Source organism: Jiella endophytica, assembly GCF_004519335.1.
GTDB lineage: Bacteria > Pseudomonadota > Alphaproteobacteria > Rhizobiales > Rhizobiaceae > Jiella > Jiella endophytica.
The window spans coordinates 154124-171168 of the sequence record NZ_SOZD01000005.1; the positions used below are offsets into that span (position 1 = coordinate 154124).

The 17045-nt window shown below is 64.8% G+C and carries 11 protein-coding genes; 10 read left to right on the forward strand and 1 reads right to left on the reverse strand.

Annotated features, from left to right (window positions below; translation table 11 throughout):
- The first annotated feature begins 30 nt into the window (after positions 1 to 30).
- From E3C22_RS16680 to E3C22_RS16700, 5 genes are read left to right on the forward strand one after another with little or no spacing between them, the layout of a single operon-like run.
- Complete coding sequence (locus E3C22_RS16680; RefSeq protein ID WP_134763192.1) at positions 31 to 330, forward strand: DUF1799 domain-containing protein; 300 nt, start codon at positions 31 to 33, stop codon at positions 328 to 330.
- A complete protein-coding gene (locus E3C22_RS16685; RefSeq protein ID WP_134763193.1) occupies positions 330 to 4094 on the forward strand; it encodes a phage tail length tape measure family protein in 3765 nt (1254 codons plus the stop codon). The genes E3C22_RS16680 and E3C22_RS16685 overlap by 1 nt, the downstream gene beginning before the upstream one ends.
- Entirely contained in the window at positions 4091 to 4444 is a 354-nt protein-coding gene (locus E3C22_RS16690; RefSeq protein WP_134763194.1) for a hypothetical protein, read from the forward strand. Before E3C22_RS16685 ends, E3C22_RS16690 begins: the two co-directional genes overlap by 4 nt.
- Positions 4441 to 4953, forward strand: a complete 513-nt coding sequence (locus E3C22_RS16695; RefSeq protein ID WP_134763195.1) for a DUF1833 family protein — start codon at positions 4441 to 4443, stop codon at positions 4951 to 4953. Before E3C22_RS16690 ends, E3C22_RS16695 begins: the two co-directional genes overlap by 4 nt.
- A gap of 25 nt (positions 4954 to 4978) precedes the next feature.
- Positions 4979 to 5173, forward strand: coding sequence for a hypothetical protein (locus E3C22_RS16700; RefSeq protein WP_134763196.1), 195 nt, complete (start codon positions 4979 to 4981; stop codon positions 5171 to 5173).
- 226 nt (positions 5174 to 5399) lie between these two features.
- On the opposite strand, the gene E3C22_RS16705 is transcribed toward E3C22_RS16700, so the two are convergent.
- Positions 5400 to 5672, reverse strand: coding sequence for a hypothetical protein (locus E3C22_RS16705; protein ID WP_134763197.1), 273 nt, complete (start codon positions 5670 to 5672; stop codon positions 5400 to 5402).
- Positions 5673 to 5698: 26 nt separating this feature from the next.
- Here E3C22_RS16705 and E3C22_RS16710 point away from each other — a divergent pair, with 26 nt between their 5' ends.
- The 5 genes from E3C22_RS16710 (at position 5699) to E3C22_RS16730 (ending at position 17044) form a co-directional block, all read left to right on the forward strand.
- Positions 5699 to 6043 (forward strand): hypothetical protein, encoded by a 345-nt coding sequence (locus E3C22_RS16710; protein WP_134763198.1) that lies wholly within the window; start codon positions 5699 to 5701, stop codon positions 6041 to 6043.
- Between the two features lie 10 nt (positions 6044 to 6053).
- The gene (locus tag E3C22_RS16715) at positions 6054 to 6305 is read left to right on the forward strand and encodes a hypothetical protein (RefSeq protein WP_134763199.1); all 252 of its coding nucleotides are present in this window, start codon (positions 6054 to 6056) and stop codon (positions 6303 to 6305) included.
- On the forward strand, positions 6305 to 6679 hold the full coding sequence (locus E3C22_RS16720) for an NlpC/P60 family protein (RefSeq protein WP_134763200.1): 375 nt from the start codon (positions 6305 to 6307) through the stop codon (positions 6677 to 6679). Before E3C22_RS16715 ends, E3C22_RS16720 begins: the two co-directional genes overlap by 1 nt.
- A 124-nt stretch (positions 6680 to 6803) precedes the next feature.
- Positions 6804 to 16646 carry a host specificity factor TipJ family phage tail protein gene (locus tag E3C22_RS16725; RefSeq protein ID WP_167591807.1) on the forward strand — a complete coding sequence of 3281 codons (9843 nt, stop codon included), beginning with the start codon at positions 6804 to 6806 and terminating at the stop codon, positions 16644 to 16646.
- The gene (locus E3C22_RS16730; protein WP_134763202.1) at positions 16643 to 17044 is read left to right on the forward strand and encodes a hypothetical protein; all 402 of its coding nucleotides are present in this window, start codon (positions 16643 to 16645) and stop codon (positions 17042 to 17044) included. Before E3C22_RS16725 ends, E3C22_RS16730 begins: the two co-directional genes overlap by 4 nt.
- Position 17045: the final 1 nt, after the last annotated feature.

Below are 17045 nucleotides of genomic sequence, written 5' to 3' on the forward strand. Positions count from 1 at the left end.
CCGTCCCTATCGGCACGGATCGACGACGACATGCAGCGGCAGTTCGCGGCGCTCGGCGTCGCGGTGGAACTCGAAGAAGCAGATGACGGGGAGAATAACGACGTGGCGGTGTGGGTGGTCAATTGGCGGACGGTGCTGGCGTTCCTCGCCTGCGCGACGTGCTGGCGGTTTGCCGCCGGCATGTCGGGCATGATCCGCCTCGGCCTCGACTATGCCGGCGTCGACGTCATGCTCCGCCGCCGCGGCTATGACGACGTCGACTTTGCCGACATGCAGCTGATGGAAGAGGCGGCACTGGAAGCCTTCGGCGAAGTGGCGGAGGCAGCCTGATGGTTCAGCCGCTGCAGTTCTCGATGGTCATGACCCTCGACGCCAAGGGCGTCGGGCAGGGCGCACGCGAAGCGCGGCAGGAGATCTCGGCGACTGGCCAGGCCGCGAAGTCCGCCGGCGGCGACCTCGGGACGATGACGACGGCCATGCAGGCCGAGGCCGCAGCCGCGCGCCAGGTCAAAGACGCTCTGACCGGCGCTACGGGGGCCGAGGCGGCCTATCGCCAGGAGCTGCAGCGGCGAGTTGGCGCGAACCAGAACCTCTCCGGCAGGGCTCCAACGCCCGCTGCGGGTGGCGGAGCCGGTGCAGGGGGACTGCCGCCGACGAACCAGACGGCGATGCTCGACCAGGTCCGCGAGCGCTACAATCCGCTCTACAAGATCGGCCAGGATTACAAGCGCACGCTGGGCGAGATCGCCGCTGCCGAGCGCACGGCCGGTCTCGCGGTGTCCGAGGCGAATGTCTATCGCCGCCAGGCGGCCGAACTTGCCGAGCGCCAGATGCGGGCGCTGATGCGGGGCGAGCGCAACCAACCGACTTCGGGTGGCTTTCTCAGCCGCGTCGGGTTCCGGCCCGACCAGGGCATGAACCTCCTTCGGCAGGGCGGCGACGTCGGCACCATGGCGCTGATGGGCGCCTCGGCGAGCCAGATTCTGACGAGCCAGGGCTTTCAGATCGCCGAAGTTTTCGCCGACGCCGAGGGTGGCGCAAAGAAGGCACTGAAGGGAATCGGCCAGGAGCTTCTTGGACTGACGCGGTTCGTCAATCCGCTGACGATCGGCCTGACAGCCGCCGGGGGTGCAGTCCTTTATTTTGCCACCCGCTCTTCGGCGGCTGAACGCTCGGTCGAAGCATCAACGAAGGCTACAGCCGCTTATGTCGAGGCGCTGAAGGACGTGAAGATGGCCGCAGGTGACGCGGCTGAAGGCGCTGGACGGATCTTCGAGCGAGAGACTCGCGTGTCCGAGACCACAGCGCGTGCGCAAATGGACGCCGCGTTAAAGGCCCAGCGCGATGCCCGCCAGGCGGCGGTGGAGGCAGCTGGCTCTCGCCTGAGCCGGGATCTCCTCGGCTCCATGGGCGGCCTTGGCGATAACAACCGGCAGCGCCAGTTCGCTCTGCTCGACAATGCCATTACGCGTCTCGAAGACGGAACTATCACCGCAAAGCAGTTTCGCGAGGAGATTTCCGCGATACGCGTCGACGGAAATCTGAGCCGACCTTTTCGGGATGTTGCCGACGCCCTCGAGCAGGATGCGAAGGCAGCCGTTGAGGCGGAAGCGCGCGTCGATTCGCTGAAAGGCGCCGTCGAGGAACTCCACCGCGTCGCCGCACAGCGGCGGCTCGGCGATGCCATGGAGGCTCTGCGCGGTTATGTGCCCGATCTGAGGACGCCCCGGCAGAGAATCGCGGAAGACTATAGCCGCGCGATCGGTGCAATCGACTCCATCCCACGCTTCGACAATGCCCGTGGTGGCGAAGGCGAGCGAGCGGCGGCCGATGCACAACGGCAAAAAGCGCTGGAAGAACTCACCCGACAGGAGGAGATTCGCCGGCGCGGCGTGCTGCTGGATATTGCGGCGACCGGCGCGCGAACGACGGCCGAGCGCGCGGCGATCGAAAGCGCTAGGGCCTTCAACCAGGCGCTGGCCGATCCAAGCCTCGAAGACCACGAGCGGCAGCTGAGGGCCAACGAGGCGGCGTTGCGCGTCTACGCCGAGGCGCAGCGGGAAGCGACCGACGCGCTGCAAGGTGCGGTGGACGATCTCGCGCTTGCCGGCCTCGAAGGGGCCGCTCGTGAACTCGCAGCGATCAATCAGGAAGTCACCCGGCAGATCGCGCTCAATCCGCAGGCGGCCGACAGCTGGCGGGCCTATGGCGAGGCGCGGCGCGCGGCGCTGGAGATCGAGACCAACCGGAACCTCTTCCGCCCGCAGGAGGAGGAGCGCGCCGAGATCGAAGCGCTGGCGGCGGCGCTCGGCAAGAGCACGGCCGAGCGCCGCAGGATCATGACGGATCTCAAGTCCGAGCAGGAGCTGCGCCGCGCCGGCATCGATCTGACCAGCCGCGAGGCCGAGGCCTACCGCCGCAATGCGCGAGCGCTCGCTGACTGGCGCGCGAACGTTGAGAAGTCAGGAAAGGCGCTCGATGATCTCCAGGCGACGGGGCTCGACGCGATCGACAAGCTTGTCGACGGCATCACGGATCTCGACGAGAAGGCAGACTTCGAAGCGATCTTTGGCGACATCGCCAAGGACTTCGCCAAACAGTTCATCGACCTGTCTGTCCGCAATCCGCTGAAGAACCTCGCCGGCGGAGATCTTCCAACGCTGTCGGATATTGGCGGCTTCGAGGGCCTTTGGGCGACGATCACTGGCAAGGCGGTGCCGAAACCGCAGGCGCCGACCATCGCACTCGCGGAGCGCGGCGCGACGCCGTTCAATCCGCTATTCGTCTCGCTGGTCGGGTCGGGACTACCTGGTTCGATCGGTGGCGGCCTTCTGGCTCCCGCCGGCGCTAGTGCCGCGACTGTCGGCGGGGTCACTCGCGGTGGGGCACTGGCGCCTGTCACCGCCCTCGATCCTGCGAGCCGGCGGGTGGCCGAGGCCTTTTCAGTGACGGCGCCCGCCGCGGACGGACTCGTCCCGATTGACCAGATGGCCGATTACATCCGCCAGGCGGCAGCCGCCCGCGGCATCGATCCGGAGACCGCGCTGCGCGTCGCGAGATCCGAAGGGCTGGGCGAAGGCATCTGGCAGTCGAACTATCGGCGCGGCAGCTACAGAGAACCGTCCTATGGTCCTTTCCAGCTCCTGAAGGGGGGACCCGGAACCGGCTTCGGACAGGGCCTCGGCAATGCCTTCATGCGGGAGACCGGTCTTGATCCGGCCGATCCGCGGAATGCCTATTCGGGCGTCGACTACGCCCTCAACCGGGCTGCTCGAAATGGCTGGAGTGACTGGTACGGTGCGGCGAAGGTAGGGGTCGGCCGTTGGGATGGACTTGCAGGAGCCCAGGCCCTGCCGTTCGACCAGGCGGCAATCCAGAAGCAGATCGAGGCTTCGCCCTCGGCCCTGTCTCGAAGCGCAGAAGCGCTCGCCCCTGCCGCGACCCAGTTTCAAACCGGCTTCGACGGCGCCTTGAACCAGCAGCTGCTCGGCGGCCTCGGTTCGGCTGTCGATCAGTTCCTGCCGGGCTGGGGTGGCATCCTGCAGAAACTGCTGTCTCAGATGGGGGGTGGGGGCGGCCTCGGGGCTTTGTTCGGCGGCGACCTGGGCTTGCCCGCCATGCCGGCCTATACGGGGCCGGGACCTGCCGGCTTCTACGACACCGGCGGCTATACCGGCCCAGGCCCCCGGCACAAGGTTTCGGGTTACGTCCATGCCGGCGAGGTCGTCTGGAACCAGGACGACGTGGCAGCCGCCGGCGGCCCGGCCGCGGCCGAGGCCATCCGGATCGGCATGCGCGCGGGGGCGGGATACGAGCGAGGCGGCGTCGTGGCGAAAGCTGTCGCGCCCTCCTCGTCGCGTCTGCGAGAGGCGGCGCAGTCCAGCGCTTCAGGGGGCCCGTCCAAGACAGTCGTGAACGTCAACAACTACGGGAAGGATGGAGCCGAGGTCTCGGAGCGCACCGATTCCAACGGTGACCGGATCATCGATGTCACGATCAGGCGCGTCGCGCGAGACGAAGTGACCAGGCGAGGCACGCCGACCAATCGCGCGCTTCGGGCCGGTGGGCTGCAGATGCCGGTGACAATTCGATGAAAGCCTGGCCCGCGACGCTTCCGCAGAATTTTGACCGGCCCGACTATCTCGACACGATAGGCGACAATCGCCTGTTGACCGAGCAGGAGAGCGGCGCCGTCAAAGGCCGGCCACGCTTCTCCTACATCCCCGATCCGTTCCAGGGGTCGATGCGCATGACCAGTGCGCAGTATGAGATATTGCGGACGTTCTGGAAGGACGTGGGCGGCGTTCTGCCTTTCAGCATGCCGGAGCCTGGAAAGACCGGCGCTACCTGGATCGTTCAGTTCGGGCGAAAGCCGTTCTCCAGGACCAATCTTGGCGGCGATCGCTGGCGCGTGCAGCTCGACATGGTGAGGCTGCCGCAATGAGGACCGTCTCGGCAAATTTTCGCCAGGCCATGTTCGATGAGAACACCACCGAGATCCCGGTGCTGCTTCTGACGATCAGCCATCCGGACCTCGAGAATGGCGACCTCTTCCTGTCCACCGACAACGCCGACCTTCTCGACTTCGAAACGCAGCGGCGCGGCACGGTCAGCCGAGGACTGAATTTCGAATTCCTTCCGATGCAGCTGTCGCTCCCGGAGGACGCCGAAGACGCTTCGCCGATGCTGCAGCTCAGTATGAGCGACATCGATCAGGAGGCGAGCACGATCCTCCGGTCGACCGTGACCCCGGCCTACGTGACGATCGAGGTCGTGCTCGCCTCGGATCCCGATTTCGTTGAAATGGAGTTCGTCTCGTTCGAGCTCTCTTCAGCGGATGTGACGGCAGAGAGCGTCTCGCTCAACCTGACCGTCGATACCCTGGCTTCCGAGCCATACCCCGCAGACACGTTCACGCCCGGCCGCTTCGGCGGCCTGTGGACGGAATACTGATCAACCATCCCTCAGGAGAAGAGCAGTGGCGACCACACCGAATTTCAAACTCGTCTCGATGCCCACCGACCCGGTGCAGAAGTCGCTTTCGGCGACCTTCCAGAACCAGGAAAACGCGAGCCAGTCCGTGAATGTCCATTTGTCCGGCGCGACTGGCGATGCCAAGGCCAACATCAAAGCCGCCCTCGAGGCCTGCCTGAAGGGCCTGGAGGCGATCTGATGGAACGGCGCGGCTTTCTTCGCGCACTTGCCGGCCTGCCGCTTGCGGCGGCCGGTGCCGCGCTCGCCGGCGGGCAGGCAGCTGCGTCAGGCCTGATCTTCGACGGATCGATTACGGCTCGCCGGATCACGGCAACCAAGATCTATCCCGGAAAAATCATGGTCCAAGGATCGACCATTCGTTCCATCGACGCAGGATCGTTCCCTCGCGGCACTATCAGGTCTAATCATCCTGATCTCCGGACATCGACGATGGAACCGACCAGCTCGGAGACGTAGCTGGTCGCGACCGCCCGCATATAGCTGTCGGTCGCTTCGTTGGCGCCGGGATAAAGCGGCCGATCGAGTGCCGCAGTCACCGCCTCTTCGAATGTCACGAGACGCCTGCGGGTCTCCTCCGGATCGTCGGCCACATAGACGTCGGCGATCAGCCGCAGCACCACCTCACGAAGGGCTGCGAAGATCGCCAGGTCGCCGGCGCGTCGCTCATCATCAGTCATCTCGAAGCTTTCAAGGAACAACTCTCATGCGACTTTTCATGCTCACCCAGACGCTGGTGATGGACCTCGACCAGATGAACGTTTCGCCTTCCATCGTGCAGCTCACCGAAGAGACCGGCAAGGGCAAGGCGAAAAAGACCGAGCAGACCGGCTGGGCGCTGCAGGTGCCGCAGAAAGACAGCAACCCGGTCTACGTGAAGTCGGACTGCGCGCCCGAGGACAGGCCGACGGATCTTCACCGCATCATCGAGCGCATCGTCCGAGCGACCTGGAACGGCGTCGAAGAGGCCATCGTGCCGATGATCCCGCTGCCCGCAACGCCGCCGCTGCCCGGCGTCGATGGGCCGGGAGAGAACGACACGGTCCAGTGAGGGTAGCGCAATGCGCGACAAACCGTCGATGACGCAAGCGGAGGTCGTCGCCTGGCTGAGCCAGGTCAACCTGCGGATGGCCGATCTTCGCAGAACGCTGAACGCCAGCCCGAACAGCAGGAAGACCGCCTGTTGGACGGAAGGCCTGGACGCTCATGCGCTGAACAGGTTCATCTATCAGATCGAAGACGCTCGTCTGGGCATTGTCGGCCTCACGCACGAGCTGCTTGCTCGTCACGAGACGGGTGACTTTTCGGTCTGATGTCGCCCTTCGACCCCTTTGTCGGTCTTCCCTATGGCGTGCGCAGTCGCGGGCCGACGGCATACGACTGCTGGGGCCTGGTCGTCGAGGTCTATCGCCAAGCGCTCGGCATCCATCTTCCCCTCTTTGGCGATGCAGCCTCGGGCGCCGACGAAGACCGGCTATTCCGCGAGGAGCGCGATTTCGTGCGCCCGGTTGAGCGGGCCGAGCTCTTCGACCTCGTCCTGATCCGCGAGCGCCCTTGGCATATCGGCCTCTGGGCAGGGCGAGCCTCGATCCTTCACATGCCCTTCGAAGGCACTTCGATCATCGAGCCGGTGACCCGCTTTGGCCGCCGGATCGAAGGATATTATCGCCATGTCGAGCGTCTTTGATCTTGATCGACCCACGCGCCCCGTCGCCAAAAGGCGGCTGGATCTCAACGGGGAGGTTCTGACCCCGGAAGACGCTGTGCTGGTCACAGCGGCAATGCACCCGCTGAAGACAGCCCACGAATTCGTGGCCGTCCGGACTGGCTCGAGCGTCGCCGAACTTGTGCATGAATGCGAGCGCGGCTGTGGCTCGCCCCGCATGGGTGCCAATGCCCATGTCACGATCAACGGCCTCGTTATTGCCAGGAGCGATTGGGACGACATCCGCGTCCTCAAGCGCGACCAGGTCGTCGTGCGAGCGGTTCCCGGCAAGGGAATGGGCAACATCCTGCGGTCGCTTCTGCAGATCGCCCTGGTCGTGCTCGCCGCAGCGATCGTCGGTCCGGCTGGTCTCGGGATCGCAGGAACCGCCATCGGGACGATCGTCACCGGTGCCATAGTTATCGGCGGCTCGTTCCTTCTCAACAGCCTCTTCCCGCCATCACAGCAGAAGGCGCAGGACGAGGAGAAGTTCTATTCAATCTCGTCGAGGCAAAACACCTCGGCGAAGTGGCAGCCGATCCCGCTGATGCACGGCAAGCAGCGCATCGCGCCGAAATACGCCTCGAGTCCCTACACGAGCTTCGTTGGCAACGACCAATATGTGACGATGCTCTTCGTCTGGGGGCATGGTCCGCTCGACGTCAACGACTTCAAGATCCGGCAGACCTCCCTCGATCTCTACGACGACGTCGAGATCCAGCATCGCGCCGGCTATCCGGACGACGAGCCACAGACGCTCTATCCGACGGAGGTCGTGCAAGAAGAGCCCAATATCGAGACGTCGAAGGATTTCGGTCCTCATGAAGTGACCGGCGCCGCAAACAGCGTGCGGGACGAGATCGACTTCATTGCACCGGGCGGGATCTACGAGGTCGTCGAGGGTGAATATGACGAGCAGAACGTCGACTTCGACATCTACAAGCGCGCTGCAGGCAGCAGCGACCCTTGGGTGTTCGAGCAGTATGTGAACCTCGTCGGCGACGACAGCAAGCCGATCCGCAAGACAGTCACGATCGACAAGGATGCTGCCGTTCAACAGGAATACCAGATCAGACGTCTCACCCGTGACGACGACGATACGCTGCACTCGCTCAGCGTCACGCTGACGGCCATTCGGTCCTTCCGCGCTGGGGATCCGCCGATCGAATACGATGGGCCGTTGGCTTACACCGCGATCCGCATCCGCGGGACGAAGCAGCTGAACGGCATCATCACCGATCTCACCGGTGTCGCGACCAGTCGCGTGAAATCGTGGAATGGGACCGAGTGGGTCGACGATCAGCCGTCCCGCAACAACGCTGATCACTTCCGGCATATCCTGCAGGGGCCGGGCAACAAGCGGCCGGTTCCGAATTCGCGGATAGACCTTCCGACCATCGAGGCATGGGCAGAGTTTTGCACGTCGAAGGGGTTTACCTTCGACATGTACTGCGACTTCAAATCGAGCGTCCGCGAAACCCTCGCCGCCTGCTGTGCGGCGGGCCGCGCCGTCCCGGTCTTCCGCGATGGCCGGTGGTCCGTGGCGATGGAGGACGAATATCAGCCGGTCGTCCAGCATTTCACGCCACGCAACAGCCGGGATTTTTCCTGGTCGCAGGTCTACGCGGAGCAGCCTCATGCACTGCGCGTCAAGTTCGTCAACGAACGGAAGGATTGGGCCGAGGACGAATTCCTCGTCTACAATGACGGCTATTCCCGACTGAATGCGACACTCTTCGAGCAGGTCGAGTTCCCCGGCATCACCAATCCGGAGGTCATCTTCAAGATGGCCCGCTACCGGCTGGCGGAGAGAAAGCTCCGTCCGGCGACCTACAAGCTGACGACCGATTTAGAGCATCTCATCTGCACGCGCGGCGACAGGGTTCATGTCTCCCACGACGTGATCAAGAAGGGCCTGTCGTCAGGCCGCGTCGTTTCGGTGGTCAATCGTGCGGTGACCCTCGACGAGCCCGTCACAATCCAGGACAGCCTCAACTATGGTCTGAGGATCCGCTCGAACGACGGCACGTCGCGGGTCGTGAACGTCGTCCGAACGATCGGCACCTCGAAGACGATCACGATCGCGAGCGGGTTCACACCGCCAGCTGTCGGCGAGCTGGTGATGTTCGGACTCCGTGGCCAGGAGGCTGGCACTTACCGGATCCTCGCGATCCAGCCTGGCTATGAACTGTCCGCCGACATCACGCTCGTCGACGACGCCCCCGGCATCTCCATCGCCGATACCGGCCCGATCATCGGCGACCCTGTCGTTCAACCGCCGACGCCACTCGATCAGCTGAAGCCGCGAAACCTGCGAGTGGTGTCGCAGGTCATCACCGAGGGCGGGGCGGTCTCGCGGATCCACCGCCTCTACTGGACAATGCCGTTCGGGCCCGATGTCGCTTCCTTCGAAGTGTCGGCCGTGAAGACCAACAAGTCGATCCTCGTCACCGTGGATGCCGGACAGCTCTATGCCGACTTTTCGGATCTTTCCGCCGGCGACTGGACCTTCGCCGTCCGCGCCAAGCTGACGGACGGCAAATGGACCCCTCCCGCCATTCGTGCCGAGACGATCACCAGCGTCAGCAACCCGCTGGGTATCGTCGCCGATCTGGCGCTGGCGACAGGCGGGGTGACCTTTACGGGTACCGATGCCGAGTTCGTCTGGTCGCACGTCTTTCCGGGGCAGGAGCGTGCCCTCTACGCCCGCAACCTCGTGCGGGTCTATGACACCGCCACGAACACGCTGTTGCGCGAGACATCGACGACCGAGCCGCGCTTCGTCTACACGATCGCCGCCAATCGGCTGGACAACGCACCATTCGGCCGGGCAGCCAGTCGCGCCTTCCGCGTCGAGGTCGCCGTCGTCGACGTCTACGGCAACCTTTCCCCGTACCTTGCGCTCGCTGTTTCCAACCCGGCGCCGGCGGCGATCACGCCGAACGTCATCCAGAGCTATGGGAACGTCACGGTCACCTGGACGCTGCCAAGCGAGCCGGACATCCAGGGCGCCTATCTCTGGGCCAGTCCAACCAACGGCTTCGACCCGCTCGTCACGGTGCCGTTCTACGACGGCAACGCCAATCTCTCCATCGTGCCGGTGCCGATCGGTGAGAAGCGATACATCCGTATTGCAGCCTACGATGCCTTCTCGCGGTCGGGCTTGGCGATCAGCCAGCAGATCGAGGTCACATCGCTCAATCCGGACAATGTCGACCTTACGCCGCCGGCGGTGCCGACCGGTCTCACGATCATTTCGGTGCTGGACACGGACGGCACGGCTCTCGTCACCGCGGGCGTCGATGCCAATACGACCGACGACGATTTCGCGTCGTTCGAATTCGAGCTATCGATCGCTGGCGGCAATTTCGTTTCCTACCCCGGTTATCGGAACACCCGGCAGTGGCGGCTTGCGCCAGGCAGCGCGATCGCCGTGCAAGTCCTCGCCCGGGACACCCACGGCAATCCCTCGGATTATTGCATACCCAAGCTCCACACGGTCATTCGGGACTTGGTCGCGCCGGCCAAACCGACATGGCCCGATGCCGGCGCCGTATCGACCTCTTCGGGCGCCGTCTGGCTGGACTGGGACGACAATGTCGAGACCGACTTTGCCAAGTACGAGGTCTATGAGAGCGACAGCGCAACGACGCCGGACGCCGCCGCCAAGCCGATCGCCGTGGTGCTTGCATCGTCTTTCGTCCGGACCGGTCTTCCGGCCGAGACGACGAAGAACTATTGGGTCAAGGCCGTCGACACCTCGGGAAACAAGTCCGCGTTCTCTGCCCGCAAGGTTGCGACAACGCCGGTGGCTTTTGCGGTCACGGCAGCTGCGATCGACGCCGCCATCAATCAGACAGCCTACGCGAACTCGATCGCTGCCCCGAAGATCGCCACCAGCGCCCCCGGAGCCGCCACGAGCGGCGATCCGAGCTATGTCAGCTACAACGGGCGCCTCTATCAAAAGAACGCTGCCGGCAGCGCTTATGTCGCTCTCAACGACGCCTCGCAGATCGGCGGCATCATTCAGGCCGCACAGATTGCCGGGATAGCTGCTTCGCAGGTCACTGGACAGCTGACGAATGCGCAGCTGGCAGCGATCGACGCGGCCAAGGTCTCCGGGCAACTGACCGCGGCGCAGATCGCATCTGTCAATGCGGCCGCGGTGGCAGGGCAGCTTACCGCCTCGCAGATTGCCTCGATCGCTGCGACGCAGGTCACCGGCCAGATCGTCGCCGCACAGATTGCGGATGCAGCGCTCACGGCGGCGAAATTCGCAGCATCGATCAGGCCGGTGGAGATCGTCTCTTCACTGCCCTCGAGCGCCAACACAGTCGGGCGCGTCGTGATGCTCACGAGCGACGGCAAGCTCTATCGTTACACGTCCGCCGGCTGGAGTTCGGCGACCGCGGCAGGCGACATTTCGGGACAGCTTTCGGCGGCGCAGATCGCCTCCCTGGCAGCCTCGCAGGTCACCGGACAACTCTCGGACGCTCAACTCGGCGCCATTTCAGCCGCCAAGGTTTCGGGACAGCTCTCCGACGCGCAACTCGCAAGCATCTCGGCGACCAAGCTGACCGGGCAGATCGTCGCAACGCAGATCGCCGATGCCACCCTCACCGCGAACAAACTCGCTGCGGGGCTGAAGCCCGTTGAGATCGTTTCGGCTCTTCCGTCATCGGGCAATGCGCCGGGGCGGGTCGCCTTTCTGTCGAGCGACAACAAGCTCTATCGCTACACGTCCTCGGGCTGGAGCGCGGCGACTGCCGCGCCAGACATATCAGGGCAGCTTGCGGCAGCGCAGATCGCCTCCCTGACGGCTTCTCAGATCACCGGTCAATTGTCCGACGGCCAGCTAGCGGCGATTTCAGCAGCCAAGGTGTCAGGTCAATTGACCGCGTCGCAGATCGCATCGGTGAACGCCGCCGCGGTTTCGGGGCAGCTGACCAACGCACAGATATCCGACATTGCAGCCTCGAAACTGACCGGCACGATCGCTTCCGGGCAGATCGCCGACGCTGCGATCACCGCGGCGAAGTTCGCTTCCGGACTTCGGCCGGTCGAGATTGTTTCGTCGCTGCCCTCGAGCGGCAACCTCGAGGGGCGCGTCGTCGTCATGGGCGGCGTGCTATATCGCTACACGTCCGGCGCCTGGACGAAGTCCGTCGCATCGAGCGACATCTCGGGACAGATTGCCGCCGCACAGATCGCATCGGTCGCTGCTTCTCAGGTCACGGGACAATTGTCGGCCGCGCAGATCGCCTCGGTCGCCGCAGCCCAGGTGACCGGCCAGATTGTCGCGACACAGATCACCGACGGCGCTGTCACGACTGCGAAGGTTGCCGCAGGTGCGATCACCGCCAATGAAGTTGCTGCCGGCGCGATCGTTGCCGGCAAGATCGCTGCCGCGGCTGTAACCACTGCCAATCTCCAGGCGGGTGCGGTCACTGCCACGGAGCTGGCCGCCGGCGCCGTGGTCGCGGGCAAGATCGCCGCCGGCGCTGTCACGGCCGGAACGATCGTTGCAGGCTCGATCACCGGCGATCGCCTGGCAGCCAATACGGTCACAGCGGCGCAGATCGCGGCGAATACCATCACTGCCGCCCAGATCGCCGCAGGGGCCATCTCGGCGACCGAGATCGCCTCCAACGCGATCACGGCCAAGCAGCTCGTCATCACCGATTTCGAGAACCTCGTCCCGAACGGCAATTTCTCGCAGGCCGGCATCCTCGCCGACATGTTCCTGGCGAGCGCCGGCGTGGCGGAAACCACCACCGCCTATCAGGGCGGCAACGCGGTCTTCATGCCGGCGCAGGGCGGCTATGCCGTCCAGACGCGCGACTACATCCCGGTCATTGCCGGCTCGGCCTACTACGTCGAGATGGCGATCAAGGCCGCGACGGCGACCGTCACGGCGAATGGCCAGACCATGCGGCTGTTCTGGTTCGATGCGTCGAAGAGCCCGCTCACCCCGAACTCGACCGATCCGATCTCCAATGCTCCCTCGACGACGTCCTGGGCGCTGCAGACGAACAAGGTCACCGTCCCGGCAGCCGCCGCGTTCTGCCGGATCGCCGTCTACAACACCCAGAACAGCGGCGGCGTCATTCTCGGCCGCCTGGGCATGCGCAGGGCAAATGCGGCCTCGCTGATCCTCGACGGCTCGCTGACGGCGAACATGATCCTGGCCGGCTCGATCACCGCCGACCGGCTCGCGGCCAACTCGATCACGGCGGCCCAGATCGCGGCGGCGACCATCACCGGCACCCAGATGGCAGCGAACGCCATCACTGCCCGGGAGATCGCGGCCGAGGCGATCGTCGGTGGGCATATCGCGGCGGGCGTGATCACCGGCGGCAAGATCGCCGCGCAGACGATCAGCGGCAACAACCTCGTCGCCAACACGATCACCGCGGCGCAGATCGCGGCGAACACCATCACAGCCGCGCAGATTGCCGCCGGAACGATTACCTCCGCCCAGATCGCCGCGGGGACCATCCTCGCCTCGAACATCGCCGCGGGAACCATCACCGGCGATCGCATCGCGGCCAACACCATTGCGACGCGCGAGCTGGCCGCAAATGCGGTGACCGCCAACGAGATCCTGGCAGGCACCATCACCGGGGCAAAGATCGCCGCGCAAACGATCGCGGCTTCCAACCTCGTTGCAAATACGATCACCGCCGCCCAAATCGCGGCGGCGACCATCACCGGTACCCAGATGGCAGCGAACGCCATCACCGCCCGGGAGATCGCGGCCGAGGCGATCGTCGGCGGGCATATCGCGGCGGGCGTGATCACCGGCGGCAAGATCGCTGCGCAGACGATCAGCGGCAACAACCTCGTCGCCAATACCATCACCGCGGCGCAGATCGCGGCGGGTGCGGTCACTGCCACGGAGCTGGCCGCCGGCGCCGTGGTCGCGGGCAAGATCGCCGCCGGCGCTGTCACGGCCGGAACGATCGTTGCAGGCTCGATCACCGGCGATCGCCTGGCAGCCAATACGGTCACAGCGGCGCAGATCGCGGCGAATACCATCACTGCCGCCCAGATCGCCGCAGGGGCCATCTCGGCGACCGAGATCGCCTCCAACGCGATCACGGCCAAGCAGCTCGTCATCACCGATTTCGAGAACCTCGTCCCGAACGGCAATTTCTCGCAGGCCGGCATCCTCGCCGACATGTTCCTGGCGAGCGCCGGCGTGGCGGAAACCACCACCGCCTATCAGGGCGGCAACGCGGTCTTCATGCCGGCGCAGGGCGGCTATGCCGTCCAGACGCGCGACTACATCCCGGTCATTGCCGGCTCGGCCTACTACGTCGAGATGGCGATCAAGGCCGCGACGGCGACCGTCACGGCGAATGGCCAGACCATGCGGCTGTTCTGGTTCGATGCGTCGAAGAGCCCGCTCACCCCGAACTCGACCGATCCGATCTCCAATGCTCCCTCGACGACGTCCTGGGCGCTGCAGACGAACAAGGTCACCGTCCCGGCAGCCGCCGCGTTCTGCCGGATCGCCGTCTACAACACCCAGAACAGCGGCGGCGTCATTCTCGGCCGCCTGGGCATGCGCAGGGCAAATGCGGCCTCGCTGATCCTCGACGGCTCGCTGACGGCGAACATGATCCTGGCCGGCTCGATCACCGCCGACCGGCTCGCGGCCAACTCGATCACGGCGGCCCAGATCGCGGCGGCGACCATCACCGGCACCCAGATGGCAGCGAACGCCATCACTGCCCGGGAGATCGCGGCCGAGGCGATCGTCGGTGGGCATATCGCGGCGGGCGTGATCACCGGCGGCAAAATCGCCGCGCAGACGATCAGCGGCAACAACCTCGTCGCCAACACGATCACCGCGGCGCAGATCGCGGCGAACACCATCACGGCCGCGCAGATTGCCGCCGGAACGATTACCTCCGCCCAGATCGCCGCCGGGACCATCCTCGCCTCGAACATCGCCGCAGGAACCATCACCGGCGATCGCATCGCGGCCAACACCATCGGCGCGGACCGGCTCATCGCCAACTCGATCACGGCCAGCCAGATCGCCGCCGGTGCCATCGGCGCTTCGCAAATCGCCGCCGGAGCAATTACCACGGCGCATCTGACGATCGCCGAGTTCTCGAACCTCGTCGGGTCCGATTTCACCGGTGGGGACTTGTCCGGCTGGACGCTCGCTTCGGGCGCCATCTACAGCTATTCGGCCGGGGACGCCGCGGCAGCGCAGGGTGCGCACCGACTGCGCGGCAATGGCAACATCATCGGTACCTCGCGCTTCATCAGCGTCCAGCCGAACGATGCCTATTATCTCTCGACCTGGGTCTTCGACCAGGCGGCGACGACGAACGCCCGCCTTTATGTCCAGTCGACGGACAGTATCGGCGGCAACGTCCAGAACACCCCGATCGCGCTCAACCCCAGCCGGTCGACATGGAACAAGCTATCCGACACCTACATCGTCCCGCCGGGTGTCTCGCAGATCGCTCTGATGCTTGTTCAGGCAAACGGCACAGGCTCAGAAAACTCCTTCTGGGCCAAGCCGGTGCTCCGGCGTGCAGCGAGCGCCGAGGTCATCGTCGACGGCTCGATCTCGGCCGCCAAGCTGGTCGCCAACGCGGCAGTGATCACCGGTACGATCCAGATTGCCGACGCGATCATTACTGACTCCAAGGTCGCAAACCTATCAGCTGCCAAGCTGATCGCCGGCACCGCCTTGGCCAACACGATCACGGTCTCAGGTGACACGCTGGGCACGATCCAGTCGCGCGCTGCCGACCCTGCGGCTCAAATCAATGTCGCTCTGACAAAGGTCGACCCCGGCAAGATCCTGGTCAGTGGCGGCTCGACCCAGACCCTGGCAGGCATGGCCTCGGCGATCACGATGGGCGGAGACTTCACGCTCATCAACGGCGGCGCGATCTCGGCGAACACGATCGACACCAACAAGCTGAGGATCGGCAACCGCAACGTCTCCCTGGACGGGATCGTCTTCGAGCACAATTCGCCGAGCGCCAACAGCGTCAGTTGGAGCGGCGGCGGCTCCATCAGCTACATCAACAATTCCGGCGTGTCCGTCTCGACGGCCATCAGCGCCGGCAACGCGCCCTGGACGAGCGGAACCCTCTACCTCTACTGGACACAGGGTGCCTCGACCATCTCGGCAACCACGTCCATCTCGACGGCGAACGGGCCGAACAATGTCGTCCTCGCCTCTTATCGGGGTGGCACGCTTCTCCGCTCCGTCGGTCAAGCCGTCATCGATGGCTCACTTCTCAAGATCAACTCTGTCGACACCGCCCAGCTCAAGGCGGACTCCGTCACGGCGGCCGTTGTCGCAGCCGGTGCGATCACGGCCACGCATCTTGCCGCGAATTCGGTAACCGCCGTCAGCATCCAGAGCGGGGCCGTCACCGCTGACAAGATCAATGTCGCCAACCTTGCGGCCCTCAACATCACCGTCGTCAACGCCGATATCGCGAACCTCACGATCGGCGGCGAAAAGCTCCAGAACGGCGCAGTCTCCGACGTCTATCTCGATATCTCCGCCGTCACGACGGCAGGTATCAGCGCGATCACGACGCTGTGCACGAGGACGCTGTCGCTTCAGCCTTACGAGCGGCTTGTGATCAATGGGAACGCGCTCTTCAGCGCGACCGCCGGGTACAACCCCGACTTCGCCTACATCGGGGATGTCGAAATCGTCGTTGCAGGGACCGTGATCACGACAGTGCCTCTGGTCGGCATCGTCATCGAGAACTTCGGCACCATGCAGGGCTCGCCGTCGGCATCGTTCACCAACGGAGCGGCAGCTCAGTCCGTCACGATCGTCCTGCGCGTCAACATGGGGTCCGGCGGATCCGCCAAGCAGATGAACAAGAACCTCAACAAGCTGCAGAACCCGCCGAACGTTCTTGCCGGCGCGATTACCACCATCCGGGCGAAGAAATGATCTGGTTCCTGCTTCATCGAGAGGGCGTACCGACACAGCAGGGTAATGCGGCGACTGCCGTCGAGGCCCTGCTGCAGGGCGGCGAGATGGGCAATGTCGTCATCATCTCCAGCCCGATCTCAGATCTCTCGAAGGTGTATGTCGGTGACGGCGTCGTGCAGGTGCGGCCGCAGCCGGCAATCTCTCTATCGAAGACGCAGATCATGGCTGACGGCGTGGACGCCGCGCAGATCAGCAATCTGCCGGCAAACTGTTCGCTTCTCGTCGACGGCGTCGCAGTCCCGGTGTCAGGCGGCACAGCGACGCTCAAAAGCCGCGTCGCCAGGGTCTACAGCCTGAGGGTCGAGGCATGGCCTGCGCTCCCCTGGTCAGCGACCGTCACAGCAAAGGCACCATGAG